Source organism: Acidobacteriota bacterium, assembly GCA_016196035.1.
GTDB lineage: Bacteria > Acidobacteriota > Blastocatellia > RBC074 > RBC074 > JACPYM01.
Map to the genome: position 1 here is coordinate 1 of JACPYM010000030.1, position 19,283 is coordinate 19,283.

The following is a 19,283-nucleotide window of genomic DNA, read 5'->3' on the forward strand; positions in this document are numbered from 1 at the left end:
GCGGCCGGCCGTTGCGCCTGCTTCCATTTGTAGAGCACGCCCTCCCCGACCCCCAAGGCGTGGGCGACGGTCGGCACCGATTGGCCGAGCCGCAGCAAATCCAGGGCCTGTTGTTTGTAGGCATCTTCATACTTGCGCCGCCACCGAATAGTCATGAACGTGGAGAAGCGTTAGCACAAGTTTGTCGTCGTCCGGTAATCTGGCCAATAGCTTATATATAGTTGCTGAGGCATTTTGGCTGTCATTGAGTCCAAAGAAATCCGCAAAAGAGCTTGTCGCGAGCTTGTGCTCCAACCAATCTGTTTCATTCTCTGTGAGATCGGTCACTAGCATCTCGTTGCGTTTTTTACGCCGGCGTAATTCATTATAGCAATTATTGATGGCAATTTTGGCTAACCATTGTTCAAAAGATGCTCCTCGTCGATAGCTAGAGAGTGAAAAATAAGCCTTGGAAAAGGTTTCCTGCGTAATATCTTCGACGGTCTCTTTCGAGCGAAAGAAGTGCCAAGCAATGGTAATGATGCGCCGGAGGTGACGTTGAAATAAGTATTCGTACACACTTTGTTGGCCCGCTAGTACCTGCTCAATCAATTCATCATCAGTCAGAAAATTGGGGTGAGGGGATGATTGAGATAACCCCTGTAAATGATGACACTATAGCTCCCTTATTATATTATAGGTCGTGTATCACAGTGGAAGCTTTCCAAAAGCGCCGCAAGTATGATGATGCCTTTAAGCAACAAGCCTTGCAGATGATGCGGATGGGGCAATCCGTGCCGAGCATCGCGTTGGCGTTGGGCGTGGGCGAAAGCTTGCTGTACAAATGGAAACAAGCGCTCCAGCCAGCCGCGCAAGATCAAGAGCTTAAGCAGGTGCGGTCAAAACTCAAACAAGTAGAAATAGAACGGGACATCTTAAAAAAAGCCTTGAGCATTTTTTGCCGTCCGACGTGACGCAGCGTTTTGCGTTTATCGCGTCACAAGCAACGGCTTTTGCGATCAGGGATCTTTGTCAAACGTTAGGTGTCAGTCGCCGCGGTTATTACGCGTGGCAGCAGCGGCCTGCGCCCACTGATGAACTGACGCCCGCGGTCACGAAAGCCTTTTGGCGACACGCGCGGCGGTCGGTTCGCGGCGTTTGACCGTCGAGTTGCAGGCGGATAAACACGCCATCAGACGACGCGGCATACGGCGCATCATGCAAGCCGAAAAGCTGCGGGCGATTCAACCGAAAAGCTGCGTGCCGCGCACGACGGACTCACGCCACGGCGGGCGGCTGAGTCCGCCTCTGCTGGCGGGGCTAACGGACTCACGCCACGGCCAGGCGTTCGTAAGCGACCTCACGTACTGGCCGCTGCAAAATGGGGGCTGGGCCTTCCTGGCGACCCGCCAGCTTGTGGGCTGGTGCGTGGCCGCAAACATGGAAGCGCGCGTTGTCAGCCGCGCCCTGTAGCAAGCGATCGTGCGCCTCAAACCGCCGCGCGGCTTGCTCCTGCACAGTGATCGCGGCGGGCAATACGTTGATGCAGAGTTTCGCGCTTTGCGCGCGGCCAATGGCTACGAACAAAGCATGAGTCGCGCGGGCGAGACCTACGACAATGCGCACGCGGAAAGCTTGTTTTCACGCTACAAAGCGGAGCTGCTTCGGCGACGGCGCGGAACGCGCCGTCGCCGAAGCAGAACTCGAATCGTTTGATTACATCGAACGCTATTACAACCCCATTCGTCGGCATTCAGCTTTGGGCTACCTGAGCCCACAAGATTTTGAAGCCGCCTATTATCAAACAGCGAAAATGGACTCGCTCAAATTACAAGAAAGGACTTAAGCTAAGAGAGTCACGTGTCCACCAAAACGTGACCACCTCAGTCAGCCATCATCACTGGCACGCAACCGTAGCTGATTTAAGAAAAGCGGTGGATGGCTACTATCAAAAAACCGGATAATTTCGGCCCGACATCTAGGTGTGTTTTACATATAGCACATAGATTCAACTATTAAGGCCATTTTTAAAGGTAGTGTAATTTGACCTGAATAGTACTTGCCAGCGCTAAAAATAAAGCATGTGGAGACCATGCTGCAATTGAGATAGGTATTGTCCCTCGTTTGCCTGCTGCCTCAAAGATACTTAATATTCCCCAGAAGAGCAGAGCTAGAGCGGCGCTAATTGCAATGGAAGAAAATCTTGATTGATATTGTCTTCGTATCTGCAAAAGGCAAACTGGAAAAGCTAAAAAAAGTAAAGTAATACATGCGAAAGGGAAAGCGATTTTCTGCATTTGTTCCATGCGTAATGCAGTAGTGGGCAAGCCTGTTCTTTCAACTTGTAAGATATAATTTTGGAGCTGGTTAGAGGTCATCTTATTCGCCTCATGATTGGCCCTTTCATGTAGCGATTCGCGATTTATTAGTTCTGGGGGCGGCTCACTCAGGTTTATAAACTCAAAGTTAGCGAGTCCGTTATCCCCAATTTTATAGCGAAAGCTAGCTGACGCATACGCGCTATTAGCGAGCGTGTTAACTGCGTCAAAGTGAATTACTTCATCCAAGTAGTAGTCAGGATTGGTCAATTTAAAAATTAAAGCTGTTAGCCTTTGATTACCGTTGTTATCAATTAAACGATAGCCAAAAATTGTAGCCGAGTCTTCGTCAGACACCCATTGTCTATCAAATGCGATTGTTACATCTTCCAATGTTTTACCTTTAATTTTCCGATAGCGATTATCCTGTTGCCGATTACTAAAAGGAAGAAATGTTTCGGATAAAAATAAAATACCGAGAAATATCGAGCAAGCTGCTATAATGATAGGTAAGGTAAGACGTAATGGATGAGTCGTGTAGTAGAATAAAATGGTCAATTGCCCGGTTCTTGCTAAAGCAGTTGCGGTGGTTGCTACTGCGAGAAGTATGCTAAAGGGAATAATATAATAAATAACCTGTGGAGAAAGCCAAGCCAAATAGCTTAGAGCAAAGCCCAGCCTAACATTATTTCTGACAAGAGAGGGTGCTATATCAAGGAGTGTAAACAGGATGATTGTGGCAGCTAAGATCGCCAATATCAGCGCAAAAAATTTAGCAAACTCGCTAATAACTAAATAATGCCCTAAATTAAAAGATGGAGACCTATTGCTTCTCTCAAAGCGATTTAGGAGGGTATCTTTTTTTCCATAGGTAAATGTGAGCGTTCTCCTGAAACGTAAGAAACAAGTGCTAATTGAGCTTAACATGCTTATGTAGTTTTTGGTCAGTATCCATTTGAGGGTTACTAAGGTCAAACAAGGAGCTAAGAATCCTAATAGCAGACTTTGATGGCTTATCACCCTATTCCTCAATGCTAGATTCTGACAATAAGTTATTGAAGCATGGAAAATCACGAGGAGCAGAAAACCTGAGAGGAGTAAAAAAGATCTTCGCGCAGATTTTGCATGTAACTTATTAGTTAATACCAACACACAGAGCGAAGCAAAAATACAAGCGAATGCATTAGCAACACGTTTGAACACTTCGACTTCGATTTCATTTTCGATTTCATTATGTAAAGCGACTTCTGGTTTCTTCTTCTGTAACCTGCTAATTAAGCTACTCATGCTAGATAACTGAACAGGGCTATCGAATTCAGCTTCAGTTGGTAAAATTGAAGTAGGGTGTTTTGCAGGGGTAATCTTAATTATATTTTCCTTGAAGACACTTGTAATATGATCCTCGGTGGATAGCAGGTTGTCGATGAGGACTCCATTCGACAACCTAAGCTCAAAGAAGTTTAGGCTCTCATTGAGCGGTGCTAAGCTGCCTGACTTGGCAGCAAGTAACTGAATTTTATCTTGTGCCTCATCCTTCCTGAGAAGTAAAATCCCGTTCCACCTTCCAGTCTGTTGATCAACGCTTTTGACTTTAAACAAAAGCCCTGGAAACTCCGATACAAATGTCTGAGGTTTAATTTGGGTTGCTGCCTTGCCTAATGCGAGATTGTTTCGGGCATCTTTTAGTTTAGCAATTGCTTGTGGTGCGATATTCCAATTCAGTAACAAGGTCAAAACAAACCCAACCACACCTATACAAATAAAAGGCCCTTGTTTAGTAAGCCAATTAAGACCGCTAGCCTCAAATACCCCCCATTCATGATCGGCAACGAAGCGGGAAAGCGTCACAATTTCGCTAATTACAATGGCAACAGGCAGTGTGAAGGTAAAAATTGGCGGTAACAGGCTTGCTAGAGTTTGGAATAATACCTGCCAAGTGATCAGTGGGGAAATCAACAACTCGCTGTTTCGCGAAAGTTGCTGACAAAGCACTAAAATTGTCAAAATCGCTAGGGTGATAAGACAAAGCGGAAGTATTTCTAAAATCAAGTAACGGGGAACTAGTCGATTAATACTGGTAGCAGAAAGCATTGATATGATTAAGTCCGAGTCTGATAATAGTTATTATGAAAATTAAACACTACAATCACCTGAAACATTGATCAATCTTACCCGATACTCAGCTAATGACTCACTAACTCCAAAATGGCGGGCAATCGCAGCTAATGTAAATCCTTGAGTAAGCATCAATCGCAGACCATGATAGGGGACAAGTGCGGCAGCACCTACACCATATGCTTCAGACTCTATTTTGAGATCATATTCTCTAGCTCCTGCAATATCTGAAGAAATTCGATTTCGCCGATGACCCAATAACACATGACAAATCTCCTCCATTAACGTTGCAACAAGTCTGTTTGGTGCCTGTGTAGCGTTCAATACTATAAGCACACTACCATCTTGTTGAGTACCCGAAGAAATTCCAGACCAATGCCCCGCACTATCTATAAGCAAAACTTTGGCATTAATTTCCGACATCTCAGATACATCCTTCACAAACATAACCTTCATACCAAGCTGGACGGCTAGATCATATGGATTTAATCGAGCAAGGGATGTTAACTGAGCAAAATTACGAATTTGAATCGCGCTTTTCTCGTATTCCCTCGTTCTGCCGCGAAGAGTTCCCAACATTACGCCGATACCCCTCATATGCAATTCGAAAAAGCTCTGATAACGCATACGCTGTTTCAGGAGTCAATTCTGGATCTGCTCTCAAATACGCTTCAACAATTGAGGGGGTAGGTTCATTTGGATAGTGCACCACCATTTGAGACCTTTCAGTCCAAAGACTATCAGCCAACCCTACAATCCTTTCAATTGGAATTTCTAACCATCGGCAAAGTTTTGCCAATGTCGTCGCATCAGGAATAAAACCCTTTGCTGTCTCAATCCTAGATAACGTCGAGGGGCTAACTCCAGTGAGTTTAGCTACGGCCCGAAGAGAAAGATGTCCAGCTTCTCTCTTTCGGGTCACATGTTTTCCCAGTTCCTTGACGTTAATCAAGTCTGCACGATTCGCTATCATTTATCTATCCCTCCAAACCAAATTTATCTTGGCAAGCCAACCAGCTGCCAATTGGTCGGACGGCAAAAAATGCTCAAGGCTTATTTTATAATGTCCCGTTCGGTCTCAATCTATTTGAGTCGCCAACGCAACAGCGACCCTAAGCGTACCTTCTTTACTGCAATCTTCTACAAGCCACCAGGGCAATCACATTTAATTTCGGAGTATTTCCAATTTTCGCCCAGTAAGCGCGTGGCTTCGACCGTTGCCCTGTCCCTGTACAAGCCACTGTCTCTGGCGGTGGTAGCTGACTTATGCGGCTAATAGCGACTTTAATTAGGCATAATCTTACGTGCCAGTTTGCCAACTATTCAAATACTCGACCATCTCAGAGGTCAATTGATCTATTTTGATATCCATCGCTGCTAACTTTAAGGTAGCAATTTCTTCATCAATCTCTACAGGTAATAAATGGATATTAGGTTCAAGTTCGCCTTTTTTCTTGATCAGATACTCTGCGGACAAAGCTTGGTTGGCGAAGCTCATATCCATTACGCTGGCTGGGTGCCCTTCGGCAGCCGCAAGATTGACTAGGCGCCCTTCACCTAAAACGATTACAGATTTGCCACTTTTTAGCCGGTACTCCTCCGTCCATTGCCGAACTGCTTTTACCTCGCTAGACAACTCTTTTAACCCTACAAGATTCAGTTCAAGATCGAAATGCCCAGAGTTACAGACGATCACGCCATCTTTCATTACTGAAAAATGATGCTTATCAATGACATGACGATTGCCAGTCACAGTAATAAAAATATCGCCATGCACTGCGGCGGCTTCAATTGGCATCACACGAAAGCCATCCATAACAGCCTCTAGCGCTTTGACAGGGTTGATCTCTGTGACAATTATGTTGGCCCCCATACCTCGGCCACGCATTGCTACCCCTTTACCGCACCAACCATAACCAACCACAACAATTGTTCTACCAGCCAGTAAAATATTGGTTGCGCGGATGATGCCATCCAGTGTGCTTTGCCCTGTACCATAACGATTATCGAAGAAATGCTTCGTTTGTGCATCATTAACGGCGATCGCGGGAAAGGTCAACTTGCCTTCCTTTAGCATTGCTCTGAGCCGAACAATGCCAGTGGTGGTTTCTTCCGTTGAACCAATAATGTCAGGGATTTGATCGGGGCGATGTTTAACTAATGTCGCCACTACGTCGGAACCATCATCAATGATGATCTGCGGTTTGTGATCAAGCGCCATTTCAACATGGCGCAAATAAGTTTCTGTGGATTCACCTTTTATCGCAAAGACTGAGACGCCGTAATACTTCACTAAAGCTGCTGCCACATCATCTTGGGTGCTTAATGGATTAGAGGCAATCAGTACCGAATCCGCGCCAGCCGCCTGGAGTGCCCGAACAAGATTGGCAGTTTCTGTGGTTACGTGCGCACAAGCCACTAGCCGGATACCTTTTAGTGGCTGTTCTTTTGCGAATCGCTCACGAATCAAGCGAAGTACAGGCATTTCACGCTCAGCCCATTCAATGCGTCGCTTCCCTTCGTCAGCCAGTTCAATATTCTTGATGTCGTATTGCTTACTCATGTGATTTCGATTTATATCCTTTCTCGATTAAAGACCCGCAGCCGCACGAAGTTTTTCGGCTTTATCGGTAGCCTCCCAAGTGAAAGAGGACTCCCTTCGCCCGAAGTGGCCAAACGCAGCCGTGGCTTTGTAGATTGGCTGACGAAGGTTTAGTGAACTAATAATGCCTTTTGGCGTCAATTCAAAATTGGCGCGAATTATTTCTGCAAGCTTTTCTTCGTCAATTTTCGCAGTACCAAAACAGTCTATATAAACCGAAACTGGCTCTGCCACCCCAATAGCATAAGCTAATTGAACTTGGCAGCGGTCCGCCAAGCCAGCAGCTACCACGTTTTTCGCAATATAGCGCGCCATATAACACGCTGAGCGATCCACCTTGGTCGGGTCTTTGCCAGAGAAAGCGCCACCACCATGCGGGGCCGCTCCTCCGTATGTATCCACAATGATTTTACGACCCGTTAATCCAGTATCACCCATTGGGCCGCCGACCACGAAACGTCCTGTGGGGTTGACGTAATACTTCGTGTTGGCATCCAGCAAATTGCCAGGAATAACTGGTTTGATGACATGGTCAATAATGTCTTCGCGAATCTGGTCGGCCCCCGCTTCAGGGCTGTGTTGGGTGGAAACGACAACTGCGTCAACGCGTATAGGCTTCCCATTTTCATATTCCACAGTCACCTGTGACTTACCATCCGCCCTTAAATAGGGTAGTGTTCCGTCGCGGCGGACTTCGCTTAAGCGCCGTACCAAATGGTGTGCGAGTTGAATCGGGGTTGGCATCAATTCTGGATTTTCACTGCACGCATAACCGAACATAAGACCTTGGTCTCCTGCACCGCCAGTGTCTACGCCCATTGCGATATCTGGTGATTGCGTGTTGATCGCGGACATCACGGCACAAGTGTCGCAATCGAATCCATATTCTGCATTGTCATAGCCAATTTCGCGTACCGTTTCACGCGCCACCTTGGCGTAATCAACGCGAGCGGTCGTAGTAATTTCACCACTAATTAAAAGCAACCCCGTTGTCGCGAAAGATTCACAAGCCACGCGAGCAGTGGGGTCTTGACGTAACACCTCATCCAAAATAGCGTCTGAAATCTGGTCGCAAATCTTGTCTGGATGGCCTTCGGTGACAGACTCCGAAGTAAACAAAAAACGTCCGTGCTGTTTCACAATTTCCTCCTGGATTTATGATTGCCTATACAGGCGAATGGAGCTTAGCTAGTAAAGTCGGTGAGGGTGTCATAGGGTCGACAATCTGTCAAGGAGCGCCTTAGCAGTCAGGAACGTGGGTGGAATTTCTTGTACGCATCTTGCAAATTTTCGTTGGTGACGTGTGTGTAAATCTGGGTGGTGCTGATGTCACTGTGTCCGAGCATCATTTGAACAGAACGTAAATCAGCGCCATTACGCAACAAAACTGTGGCGAAACTGTGCCGCATCATGTGAGGAGTTACGTAATCAATCTTGGCTTGTTGTCCGTAACCTTTAATAAGCTTCCAGAACTTCTGGCGGGTGAGCGGAGCGCCGCCAAACTCAACAAATAGATAGTCGCTACCCTTTCCCTGTAGCAATCTTGGCCGCGCGGCAAAGTAGCGCTTCAGATAATCAACTGCGGATTTGCCGATTGGCACGCGCCGTTGTTTCGTGCCTTTGCCGAAGCAATTGATCACCCCTCTATCCCAATCCAGATCACTTAGTTTCAAACTGATTAGTTCTGAAACCCGTAGCCCCGTGGCATACAAGACTTCCAGCATCGCTTTATCACGCAAGCCGACATCGTCATTTAGCGTGGGCTGAGCCAAAAGTCGCTCTACGTCGTCATTGTTTAGAAAGCTCGGTAGGGTTTGCCATGATTTACGTGATTCGATCAGGCTTGAAGGGTCACGCCGAAGAATTCCCTCGGCAAGTAGAAACTTGAAAAACCCTTTGATGACCGAAGTGAAGCGCGCCATTGAGGCGTCACCTGCGTTTCCATCCTTGAGCTCCGCAAATAATTCAATCAGGTCACTACGTTCTATCGAAAGTAGATCCTTTTCATGTTCCTCCGCAAAGCAACTTAGTTTGGAGAGATCATTGCGATATGCCTCAAGCGTATTGGCCGCCAAGCCTTTCTCAACTTTTAGATAAGCAAGGTAGCGCCGAACATACTCATTTTCTACCGCAGCCGGTAGCATCTTTTGTGGTGCTCTATTGTCAGCGCTTCGCGACTTCCTTAGCATTTTTTTCTCTCCTCTTGAACAACAGCATCAGTCTACTTAGTATGGCGCTCCTATCTATAAGTGATTTTATATTATCAGACCCTGATTTATGCGTAAATAGTTTTGTCTTATTCATGAAACTTTAGGAAACCTCCAGTAAACCTTTGGGGGAACAACGTAGCTTATGAACTTAAAAATTGAGAATAAAGCAACCATCAAAATTCCCGGCGATTTGGACAAAACCGTCGCCAGTATTTTTCAAGTCATTCCGGTTGAACACACCCGTGGACTGCAACGCATCGTATTTGTTGACCAGATCTCAATGGATGCCCGGCTGGCAACAATGGCTGGCAATAATAACCTGCCAGGCCTTTATCACCCTAAACAAGGCATTGTTCAGCCCTGGCTGGAAATTGCTGTAAGCGCTCTTTTACCGCCGGATAGTTTTTTTAAGCGGCTGGCTGCCAAGCTAAATTTCAAAGCCAACCTGGCTTATTTGCTGATCTCTTTGCAAGCCCAGCATTATCATTTCACCTTGGCGCACGGAATTAAGAAGAATCAGTATGAAGGCAAGATCCGCTCATACTCAGACAAGTACCATGAGCTTTGGCGTGAAGCGCAGGGTGGTTGGCGCGCCAAAATGTTTAAGCCCTTGCGCCCGTACATTGAAAAATGGGCGAAGAAATTGCGTACTCGATACGAGGCGGAGCAGCGCAAAACCTAAGCCTTTCCACGAGCTTCAAATTGTTTTCCCGCGACAGGGAGTGACTAACTTATGGCGATTCAAAGGAAGCGTGAGGAATTTGGCCGGGCGGTTGCGCGCGTGATTTTGGAGTCGTGTGAGCCAGTAGAATTGCCGCCCGCCGAAGTTGATGAACAGGGCGCTACGGTTGAGCGACAAGAGTTCCAAGCATATCTGCCAGAGCTATTTTCCGCCCTATGCGAGGGTGGCGCCGTCAAGCCAGTTCCTCTAGTGCAAAGCGACTCACTTTTCATCATCAACGGTGCGACAAGAACCTTTTGGGTGCGGTTATGGCATACCGACACCACACGCACAGCCGTTGCGCGACTGCATGTCGTAAATTGTTTGCCTCGTTCAGGCCAGGTCCAACTCAGTTTCAAGAGCCAAGGGTCATAAGTCCCGGTTTGGCTGACGCGGAAACTTCACGTAAGGCAAGCGTGTTCCCCGCACGAAAATTTGGTCTGTGCGTATATTGGCGGGGGCTTCAAATCCTGTGCTTCCCATTGTCGCAATCAGATCGTCCTGATCCACACCATCGCCGCTGACGCCAATTGCTCCGACTAATTTTCCGTTTTTATAAAGCGGAACGCTGCCTGGAAAGATTTGAAAGCCATTGTTGACCGCCGCGCTTAGCAAAGGATTTCCACATGGCGTGGTAATGGCATCCTTGAGCGCAAGAATGTCTTTGTCTCTGACAAACTTGAGGATATTCTCGAAATAGCCTTCTCGTATCGCATCCAATTGAAAGCCCACGTTAAAAGGACTGAAATCGGTTAAGGGTAAAGAGAATGGCCCCGGCAAGGTGCGGTCAATCCCATCCGGATAAAGCGGTCGAGCTAAAAAGCCAATGGCCCGGTCGCTAAAGGCAACTGAACCGTCCAGCCGTAATCCATCACGCGCGGCAGCATCAACATATTTTCCCAGCCCTACTTGCCGTAACAATGTGGCAGCAGCACCATTGCTGAAGAAGGCTGCCGTGCGCGCCTTTTGCGCCGAAACATCAAAGCCAAATTGCGGAGCGTCAGCCGTGCTGAAAATGCCCAATAGTTTGCCATTCGGGTCGCATACCGTGATGTTCACTTCTGCGGCGCTATTCAGAGGCTGGCGAATCGCGGCACGCGTGATAGATGCCTGTTTGGCCGCTTGGGTCAGGATACGAATAACTTCATCGCGCGCGAGATCAGGGGTTGAGCCAAACGAAGCTGTTCCGCTGGGAAACAGCCTTGTATTGATGCGCCCGGCAGGTGCGTCTCCCACCGTTGCCGTGATGAATTCGGTGGCTTTGCTAGCGATCACACTGGTAGGAGCAATGCATGAATCAGGGACATCCTGCCGCAAGCAGCAAGCAGTGATCGCCCCCGGCAATTGATTAAACGGCTTGAGTGGTAGCGCCGGAGGAGCGGCGGCATCCACATAAGGAAAGCGAATGCCATTGACGATAATTTTATCGCCCGTAATTGAAGAAGGAGGCTCAAACCCCCGCGCGCCGGCCAAGGCCGCCACTTCTTCTAAGGCAATATCCAGGTCAGCCGGAAGCGGGTCGAAGGCATAACGGCCATCGCCTTCAATACCGATGGCTCCGACCTTGATGCCGTTTTTGTATAACGGTAAAGCGCCAGCCCCGGCGGATAATCCGAGTGGGGCTTTCGGGTTTACATCGCTGCAAAGCAATTGCGAAAACTGCACGCCGAAAAGCGGGCCACTGCCTTGGAAGCTGATGCCGGGCGGGAAATGCTCTTGCACGATAAAACTGGCCGTGCGGGGCGTGAAGGCGTGCCCGTTGCTGCTCAGGAAGCAAGCCGTCACTGCCTTGGAAATAGCCGCCGTACAGATCGGCACGCGTACCCCTTCCAAACCGCACGGCAAAGGAAAATTCAAAGTCCCGTCACTGGGTGTACAGCCCGCCCGCAATAAACCTACGCGCGCTGTTTCGGGCGCTCCTGTCATGCTGAAAACTCCAAGGTAATTTCCCTCGGCATCCACGACGGCAATGACGGCGCGCAAGCCATCCGCTTCGGCTTGGGCTACGGCTTGCGCGATGATCTGTTGAACCTCGGCAACGGAGAGTTGATTGGCTTGCGCGGTGTCGCGTGTAGCCGTTTGACGCCCCATCTCGCTACGTCTGGCCGGAATGCTGAACACCGTGGGGATGGCATTCAAATTGGCTGTCACTGAGTTGCCTAGCACGGGATCGTGCAAAGTGATGCGCAGACCTTGTTGCAAGGTGGCTTCGTTGACACCTTCGACATATAGCGTCGTGACCCCGGCAAACTGAATGGCGGATGTTGGCAGCGGCCCGGCGGGCGTTTCGAGCGTGACATTCAGGGCTGGCGAGAAAGCCGCGCCTTTGATGATCAAGCGCTGAAGCGTGCCGTCATAAACACAATCCTGCGCATCAATTCTTAAAGGGTCATCTCTGTTTACCAAACGAGCGTGGGCGCTTGGATTAAGGTTGAGACACAGTATACTGATCAAGCTTAGCGCGCACAGAATCAAGCCAAGGCGCGGGGTGATTTGGAAATGTTTGCGTTTCATTGGCCCAACCTTCCAGTTTTTGACGATAGATCGCGTAGCCAGGTAATGCTGCGGCGCACAGTATAGTCCTGGCAGCGGCAAAATCACCACGGCAAATTCCCTTTCTATTGTCTGGCCCAGAAATCTTGACTTTGGCACACGCAAGACGATAATCGGCGCGTCGTTGGCGTGAATTCTCTCCTCTACTCAAGCTCTACCGAATCTGTAAAACGTTTCGATTCGCAGGTAATTTGACGGGACAGGCGCAAAGCTCAATGAAGTTAAAGCTGTTAATTACAGTTCTCTATTTGCTGGCGCTCGCCTGGCCAGCCTTGCCTTCATTGCCTTCCCTGCTGAACGTGCGCGCCGCGCTGTTGCCGCAAGTGCAAACCGCCGATTTATTCTTTGATCGAAATGGCAAGCGCGGCCTCGTGCGCTTCAATCATAAACAGCACGAAGGGCTGCTCACGCGCGCGCCCAATTTAGCCCATCAGGCGCCGCCGACACTCGCTTGCGTGGGTTGTCATCACACGACACAAAACATATTGAAACGCGAACAGTTTCAAAAGTGTAGCGATTGCCATCGCGCGCAGGGCTTTCCTGATAACCCTGTGCCCGCCGCGCAAAACGTCCGCAGCGAAGACGACCGTGACATCGAACTCAACTCCCGCGAAATTTTTCATCGCCTTTGCATCTCTTGTCATCGCGACGAAAAACCGCGCGCCGAAAATGCCACGAAGAAAATTCCGGTCACCTGCAACGAATGCCACGACCGCAATGCCACCGCGCCGGAAATCGTCGCCTCCAGTTTAATTCCGCCACCAGCCGATGATGCTCCGACAGGCGAAGGCCTTCCTAAGCCCTTGCCCACTGGCTCTGTCAGCACGCCGGTGGATGCGCCGCAAGGCTATGCTGGGAAATCACGGATTGAGCAGCCTGATCTTAAAGGGGAGCCTGACGCGAATGCCGTTGCGCGTCCCGATCGCTGGCGCATCAGTTTTCCTGATGATCCACGCCTGAAAAAGGGCGCGTTGAAAAATCCCTATAATCAAAACGTGTTGAAAGGCGATTATCCGATCTTTGGGCAACACAACTATTTGGTGCTGACGCTGGAAAGCGAATCCATGTTCAATGGCCGCCGCATTCCGCTGCCCAGCAATGTCAGTTCGGAACGCCCGAACAGCACAGAGTTTTTTGGGCGCGGCGGGCAGGTCTTTTTCAACCAGAACTTCATCACCTCGGTCGAATTCTTTCACGGCGATACGTCCTTCAAACCGGTTGATTACCGTTTCAAATTCACGCCGGTTTTCAATCTGAACCTGCTGCACACGCAGGAGCGCAGCATCGTCAATATCAACCCGGTGATCGGTGCGAGCCGCTTCGACAGCTATATCGGCTTTCAAGAATTGTTCGGCGAGGCGCGGCTGGGCGATACAACCAAGTTCATTCCCTGGTTGCGCGGCAAGGGCAACCAAGACGGCAAGAGTCCGCACTTCGACTCGACCTTTATCCGCGCGGGTATTCAGCAATTCAACAGCGACTTTCGCGGCTTCATTTTCAACGACTATAACCTCGGTGGCCGCCTCTTTGGCCAGTTCGCCAACAACCGCTATAACTTTAACGCGGCGGCGTTCTACATGCTGGACAAGGACACCAACAGCGGGTTGAACACGCGCTTTTTCACGCGCCTGGCCAATGATCGGCGCAACGAATGGCGCAACCAGTTGGTCGTGATCGCCAATCTGTACCGGCAAGACACCAAATGGAAAGGCTACACCACGCAGTTCAGCTTCCATTACAACGATGACCGGCCCAGCCGTGTGTATGATCAGAATGATTTTCTGGTGCGTCCGGCCTTGATCGGCACGATCAAAGATCATGGCGTGAAATCGTATTACCTGGGCTTTACCGGCGATGGGCATATCGGCTTGACGAATATCAACCACGCTTTCTATCAAGTGCTGGGGCGCGACTCATTCAACCCGATTGCGGGGCGCAAAACTGACATCAATGCCCAGATGGCCGCCGTAGAGCTTTCGCGTGACCGCGACTGGCTGCGCTTCAAAGGTTCGGTGTTTTGGGCTTCGGGTGACAGCAAGCCGTTCGACGGCAAGGCGCGCGGGTTTGACTCGATCCTTGATTTGACTGAATTCGCGGGCGGCAAATTCAGTTTTTGGAACAGCCAAGCGATTCCGTTTTTGAATACGGGCGTCTTGCTGACCACGCCCGAAAGCCTGGTGCCGAGTTTGCGCAGCAGCAAGACGCAGGGCCAATCCAATTTCGTCAATCCTGGCATTTTCATATACAACGCAGGGCTGGAAGCGGAATTGAAACCGAAGCTGCGCGCGATTTTGAATTTGAATTATCTGCATTTCCATCACACCGAGCCATTGTCGCAGTTGCTGTTTCAACCCGGCATACGGCGGCCCATTGGCTTGGATTACGGCGTCGGCTTTTTGTATCGCCCCTTGTTGAGCGAAAATGTGATCGTCACTGGCGGCTATTCATCGCTGCTGCCCGGCACCGGCTTCAAAGACATCTTCAGCTCCAATTGCGCGGGGCAAGGCTGCGGCGCGAAACCGCAAATGCTTTATTCGGTTTTTGTGAAGGTGAAGTTTACGTATTGACCTGGGTACGCAGCGCTTCCAGCGTGCGGACTCGGCGGCGGACGTCTTCCTTCCGGCAGAAAAAGGTCTGACGCCGAGTCCGCACGCTGGAAGCGCTGCGTACCCAGGGTGAGAAGTTCAAATGACAGACACGCAAAGAAACATTCTGAAATCGCTGCTGATTCTGGCCCTGCTCTGTCTCTATGGCTTCGTCAATTCCCCGCGTCTGCTGCTGACGGGTAAGGCCCAAGGCGCGGCGAAAGACTGCACCACCTGCGACCGCGACGCCCAACGCAACCGCGCGCCTTCGCCCTGCGACCCTCAGCTTTCAGCGCAAGAAGCCGAACACCTCGCCAAAGACACCAATCCGGCCAAATGGAACATGACGCCTTGCGCCGCCGAATTGCGGAGCCGTGGTTGCAACGATTGCCACAGCAGCATCGAAGACATGCACAACGGCGCAATCAGCCTCGGTTGCATTGATTGCCACGGCGGTGATGCGACAGTCAGACGTTCGCAAGAAATTGCCTATAAATCGGCGCCATACGATGGGCTAACTAAAAAGGCCCACGTGCAGCCGCGTTATCCCGAAGCTTGGAAAAACTCCGGCAACCCCGTGCGCCCGGCAACGCTGACGCTCAAAGAAGACCCGGACTTCATTCGCTTCGTCAATCCCGGCGATCTGCGCATCAGCCAACTGACCTGCGCCAGCGCCGAATGCCATACCAATGACGTGCACAACGTCAAGCGCAGCATGATGACGACGGGCTCGATGCTGTGGGGCGCGGCGCTTTACAACAACGGCGGCTTTCAATTCAAAGATGCCCGCTGGGGCGAAAGCTTTGGCCCGGATGGCACACAGCAGCGCCTGCAAACCAATCCGCAACCCGACGCCGCGACCACGCAAAGCAAAGGCGTGCTGCCTTACATTGATCCACTACCGCGTTGGGAGATTTCGCAGATGGGCAATATCCTGCGCACCTTTGAGCGCGGCGGGCGCAAAGCCGCCGAGATCGGCAATCCGCAATCCGAAGAGTCATCCGGCAAGCCAACGCAAAACTTGCTCAGCCCGCGCGGACTGGGGTCATTACTGACGACCGATCCAGTCTATCTGGGTTTGCAGAAGACGCGGCTGCTCGACCCCATGCTCTCGATGATGGGCACAAATGATCAGCCGGGCGATTACCGTTCGAGCGGTTGCACGGCCTGTCACGTTGTTTACGCCAACGACCGCAACCCGCAACATTCAGGGCAATACGCGCAATTCGGCCATACGGGCCAGAGCGCGTCGGGCGATGCGGCCTTGTGCGCGGCACAAAACAAGGGCGAACGCGGCCATCCGGTGCGCCACCAATTCACGCGCGCGATTCCTTCCAGCCAGTGCATCGTGTGTCACGTGCATCCTGGTACGAATGTGCTGATGACCTATTACGGTTCGACCTGGTGGGATTTGGAAACTGACGCGGGTGATATGTACGACCCGAAAAAGCTGAGTCCCGAACAGCAACAGCAAATTCTGGCGCGCAACCCCGAAGAGTCTGCGCTACGCGGCAAATGGGGCGATGCGGGATTCCTGGATAACCTGGACAAGCTCAACAGCAGCCCGCACCGCAAAAACACGCAATTCGAAGATTTCAACGGGCACGGCTGGATCTTCCGCGATGTGTTCAAACGTGACCGCAAAGGCAACCTGCTGGATGCGACCGGCAGCGTGATTGACCAGAGCAAAGTCACGCCGGAGTTGTTGCAACGCGCGACCAAAGAAACGACTGACAATCCCGAAACGCGCGAGGGCGTGCCGGTGCACCTGAAAGACATCCACCTCGAAAAAGGCATGCATTGTGTGGATTGCCATTTCAAACAGGACAGCCACGGCAATGGCAAGCTTTATGGCGAAGTGCGCGCGGCCATCGAAATTGATTGTGTAGATTGCCACGGCACCGTCTTTGACCGCGCCGACCCGACTTCCGCCAAAGCCAAAACTTCGGCGGCGGCAGGTGGCAATCGCATGCTCGATTACCGCATGACGCCGTTTAAGCAGGATCGCTTTTTCTGGCGGAACGGCCAGCTTTATCAACGCTCGGCGGTCGAAAAAGGCCAGGAATGGCCGGTCGTGCAGGTCAAAGATACGGTTGATCCGGCCAGCAGTCATTACAACGAAAAGGCCGCGCTGGCGAAGACGATTCACAAAGACGGCAAGACCTGGGGTGCGCCGCAAATGGGCGACAACCTGGCGCACGGCAATCAGAGCATGACCTGCTACACCTGCCATCTCTCGTGGACGCCGAGTTGTTTCGGTTGTCATTTGAAGATGGAAGCCAACGAGCAGAAGCCGATGCTGCACAACGAAGGCGAGCCGGAGTTGCGCAACTGGACTTCGTACAACTTCCAGACCCTGCGTGATGACGTCTTTATGCTGGGCAAGGATGGCACGGTCACAGGCAAGCGTGTCGCGCCGGTGCGTTCAGCCTGCGCCGTGCTGGTCAGTTCACAGAACGCGCTGCGCGAGTGGATTTATTCGCAACAGCAAACTGTCTCACAGGAAGGTTACAGCGGGCAGTCTTTCTCTTCGCACTTCCCGCACACCGTCCGCACCAAAGAAACCAAGGGCTGCACAGATTGCCACCTGGCTGAAAAGAATGACAACAACGCCTGGCTGGCGATGGCGACGATGCAAGGCACGAATTTTTATAACTGGATTGGGCGGTTCGTTTACGTCGCCACCGGCCATCACGGCTTCGAGGCCATCGTGGCGACCGAACGCGACGAACCGCAGGCGGTCATCGGCAGCTACCTGCACAAGGTCGCCTTCCCCGAGGAGTTCAAAAAACACGAAGCCGTGCATCAGGAATTGCACGAGGTTTACGAGCATCCCGGCAATGACATCGGCGACAGTTTGCGCTTCAAACGCGACACCGAAGTGCTGAGCGTGCAATTGCGCGGCGAGTATCTGTATGCGGCGTGCGGCAAGGGTGGCTTCCGCATTTACGACGCGGCGAACATTGATCAGAAGGGCTTTTCCGAACGCATCACAACCGCGCCATTCTCACCGTTGGGCCAGAAGTTTTATATCAAATCGAAATACGCCACGGCGCTGGCTTCCCCTTCGACACTGGCGGTTGATCCGTCGGCCACGGTGGATGCGGTTTTGAAGATTCCGCAACGGCGGCGGCATCGCCCAGAGAACGAAGAAGGCATTTACCGCGACGATAAACAACCGATACATCCGCTGTACGCTTTCCTGTACGGCACTGACCGCGAAGAAGGCCTGGTTGTTATCGGCAATCCGCTGGATGAGAAAGACAACGGGCCGGGCGTCGCGACGTTGTTGGATGGCGATCCGAACAACAACTTTATCAAACGCGCGCTGGCCTGGAACCCGAACGGCTTGCTCAAAGGCGCGAACAACATCGTCATTGCGGGCACGCACGCTTACATCACCTGCGACAAAGGGCTGGTCATTGTGGACATCACTGATCCGCTCAAACCGCAGGCCGTCGCCACGCTTCCGTTGCGCGGCGCGCGCGCGGTGCAGGTGCAATTTCGCTACGCTTTTGTTTGCGACGGCGAAGGCGTCAAGGTTGTGGACGTAACCAATCCAGCCCAAGCGCACTTGATCGCTGGCGCGGCGGTCAAAATCGAAGACGCGCACAACCTCTATCTGGTGCGGACGTATGCCTACGTTGCGGCGGGCAAGCAGGGGCTGGTGATTCTGGATATTGAGAATCCCGAAAAACCACGGCTGGATCAAACCTTCAATGCCAACGGCGCAATCAACGACGCACACGATGTCAAAGTCGGGATGACCAATGTGAGCCTGTTTGCTTACGTTGCCGATGGAAAGAATGGCTTACGCGTCGTTCAACTCACGTCGCCCGAAGAAACGCCGGGGCATTACGGCTTTAGCCCGCGCCCGACGCCGAAGCTGATCGCGACGGGGCATACCGTTGGCCCCGCGCTGGCCGTCTCAGAAGGTATTGACCGCGACCGGGCGATTGATGAGAGCGGCAATCAGTTGGCGGTGTTTGGGCGGCGCGGCGCACGGCCCTTTAACTACGACGAGATGATGCGGCTGTTTGCCTGGAAGAATGGCGCGCAATGGCAGTTGTTCACGGTGCCAGAGATCAACGACAAGAACATTGAGTTGGTCAACGGCATTCGACAGTACCGCGATATTCGCAGCAAGTATGGCGCGCCGCGCAAAGGCGCGGCGACAACGGCGTTGGTAAAATGAAGTGG

16 protein-coding genes are annotated in these 19,283 nt (G+C 51.2%); 7 read left to right on the plus strand and 9 right to left on the minus strand.

Annotated features, from left to right (window positions below; translation table 11 throughout):
* Together HY011_10425 and HY011_10430 are read right to left on the minus strand one after the other, a co-directional pair.
* On the minus strand, positions 1 to 155 hold a 155-nt coding region (locus tag HY011_10425; GenBank protein MBI3423343.1), incomplete at its 3' end, for a transposase.
* Positions 127 to 591: an RNA polymerase sigma factor gene (locus HY011_10430; GenBank protein MBI3423344.1), complete on the minus strand. Its 465-nt coding sequence runs from the start codon at positions 589 to 591 to the stop codon at positions 127 to 129. The genes HY011_10425 and HY011_10430, both read right to left, overlap by 29 nt.
* A gap of 32 nt (positions 592 to 623) precedes the next feature.
* Here HY011_10430 and HY011_10435 point away from each other — a divergent pair, with 32 nt between their 5' ends.
* From HY011_10435 to HY011_10450, 4 genes are all read left to right on the plus strand, one after another.
* A complete protein-coding gene (locus HY011_10435) occupies positions 624 to 953 on the plus strand; it encodes a transposase (protein ID MBI3423345.1) in 330 nt (109 codons plus the stop codon).
* 151 nt (positions 954 to 1,104) lie between these two features.
* Positions 1,105 to 1,452, plus strand: coding sequence for a hypothetical protein (locus HY011_10440; GenBank protein MBI3423346.1), 348 nt, complete (start codon positions 1,105 to 1,107; stop codon positions 1,450 to 1,452).
* Positions 1,453 to 1,461: 9 nt separating this feature from the next.
* Positions 1,462 to 1,695 (plus strand): DDE-type integrase/transposase/recombinase, encoded by a 234-nt coding sequence (locus HY011_10445; protein MBI3423347.1) that lies wholly within the window; start codon positions 1,462 to 1,464, stop codon positions 1,693 to 1,695.
* Complete coding sequence (locus HY011_10450; GenBank protein MBI3423348.1) at positions 1,598 to 1,825, plus strand: IS3 family transposase; 228 nt, start codon at positions 1,598 to 1,600, stop codon at positions 1,823 to 1,825. The genes HY011_10445 and HY011_10450 overlap by 98 nt, the downstream gene beginning before the upstream one ends.
* 181 nt (positions 1,826 to 2,006) lie before the next feature.
* On the opposite strand, the gene HY011_10455 is transcribed toward HY011_10450, so the two are convergent.
* The 6 genes from HY011_10455 to xerD form a co-directional block, all read right to left on the minus strand.
* Entirely contained in the window at positions 2,007 to 4,388 is a 2,382-nt protein-coding gene (locus HY011_10455) for an LptF/LptG family permease (GenBank protein MBI3423349.1), read from the minus strand.
* Positions 4,389 to 4,430: 42 nt separating this feature from the next.
* On the minus strand, positions 4,431 to 4,835 hold the full coding sequence (locus HY011_10460) for an ImmA/IrrE family metallo-endopeptidase (protein ID MBI3423350.1): 405 nt from the start codon (positions 4,833 to 4,835) through the stop codon (positions 4,431 to 4,433).
* A gap of 94 nt (positions 4,836 to 4,929) precedes the next feature.
* Entirely contained in the window at positions 4,930 to 5,385 is a 456-nt protein-coding gene (locus HY011_10465; protein ID MBI3423351.1) for a helix-turn-helix transcriptional regulator, read from the minus strand.
* A 327-nt stretch (positions 5,386 to 5,712) separates the two neighbouring features.
* Complete coding sequence (locus tag HY011_10470; protein MBI3423352.1) at positions 5,713 to 6,975, minus strand: adenosylhomocysteinase; 1,263 nt, start codon at positions 6,973 to 6,975, stop codon at positions 5,713 to 5,715.
* A 27-nt stretch (positions 6,976 to 7,002) separates the two neighbouring features.
* Positions 7,003 to 8,157, minus strand: a complete 1,155-nt coding sequence (locus tag HY011_10475; protein MBI3423353.1) for a methionine adenosyltransferase — start codon at positions 8,155 to 8,157, stop codon at positions 7,003 to 7,005.
* A 104-nt stretch (positions 8,158 to 8,261) separates the two neighbouring features.
* Positions 8,262 to 9,158 carry a site-specific tyrosine recombinase XerD gene (gene xerD, locus HY011_10480; GenBank protein ID MBI3423354.1) on the minus strand — a complete coding sequence of 299 codons (897 nt, stop codon included), beginning with the start codon at positions 9,156 to 9,158 and terminating at the stop codon, positions 8,262 to 8,264.
* A 208-nt stretch (positions 9,159 to 9,366) separates the two neighbouring features.
* Here xerD and HY011_10485 point away from each other — a divergent pair, with 208 nt between their 5' ends.
* Complete coding sequence (locus tag HY011_10485; protein ID MBI3423355.1) at positions 9,367 to 9,906, plus strand: hypothetical protein; 540 nt, start codon at positions 9,367 to 9,369, stop codon at positions 9,904 to 9,906.
* A 408-nt stretch (positions 9,907 to 10,314) separates the two neighbouring features.
* Here the strand turns inward: HY011_10485 and HY011_10490 are convergent, their stop codons facing one another.
* Positions 10,315 to 11,802 carry a heme-binding protein gene (locus HY011_10490; protein ID MBI3423356.1) on the minus strand — a complete coding sequence of 496 codons (1,488 nt, stop codon included), beginning with the start codon at positions 11,800 to 11,802 and terminating at the stop codon, positions 10,315 to 10,317.
* A gap of 911 nt (positions 11,803 to 12,713) precedes the next feature.
* Between HY011_10490 and HY011_10495 the strand changes: the two genes are divergently transcribed.
* Positions 12,714 to 15,065 (plus strand): cytochrome c3 family protein, encoded by a 2,352-nt coding sequence (locus HY011_10495; protein MBI3423357.1) that lies wholly within the window; start codon positions 12,714 to 12,716, stop codon positions 15,063 to 15,065.
* 121 nt (positions 15,066 to 15,186) lie between these two features.
* Positions 15,187 to 19,278 (plus strand): hypothetical protein, encoded by a 4,092-nt coding sequence (locus HY011_10500; GenBank protein ID MBI3423358.1) that lies wholly within the window; start codon positions 15,187 to 15,189, stop codon positions 19,276 to 19,278.
* Positions 19,279 to 19,283 lie beyond the last annotated feature (5 nt).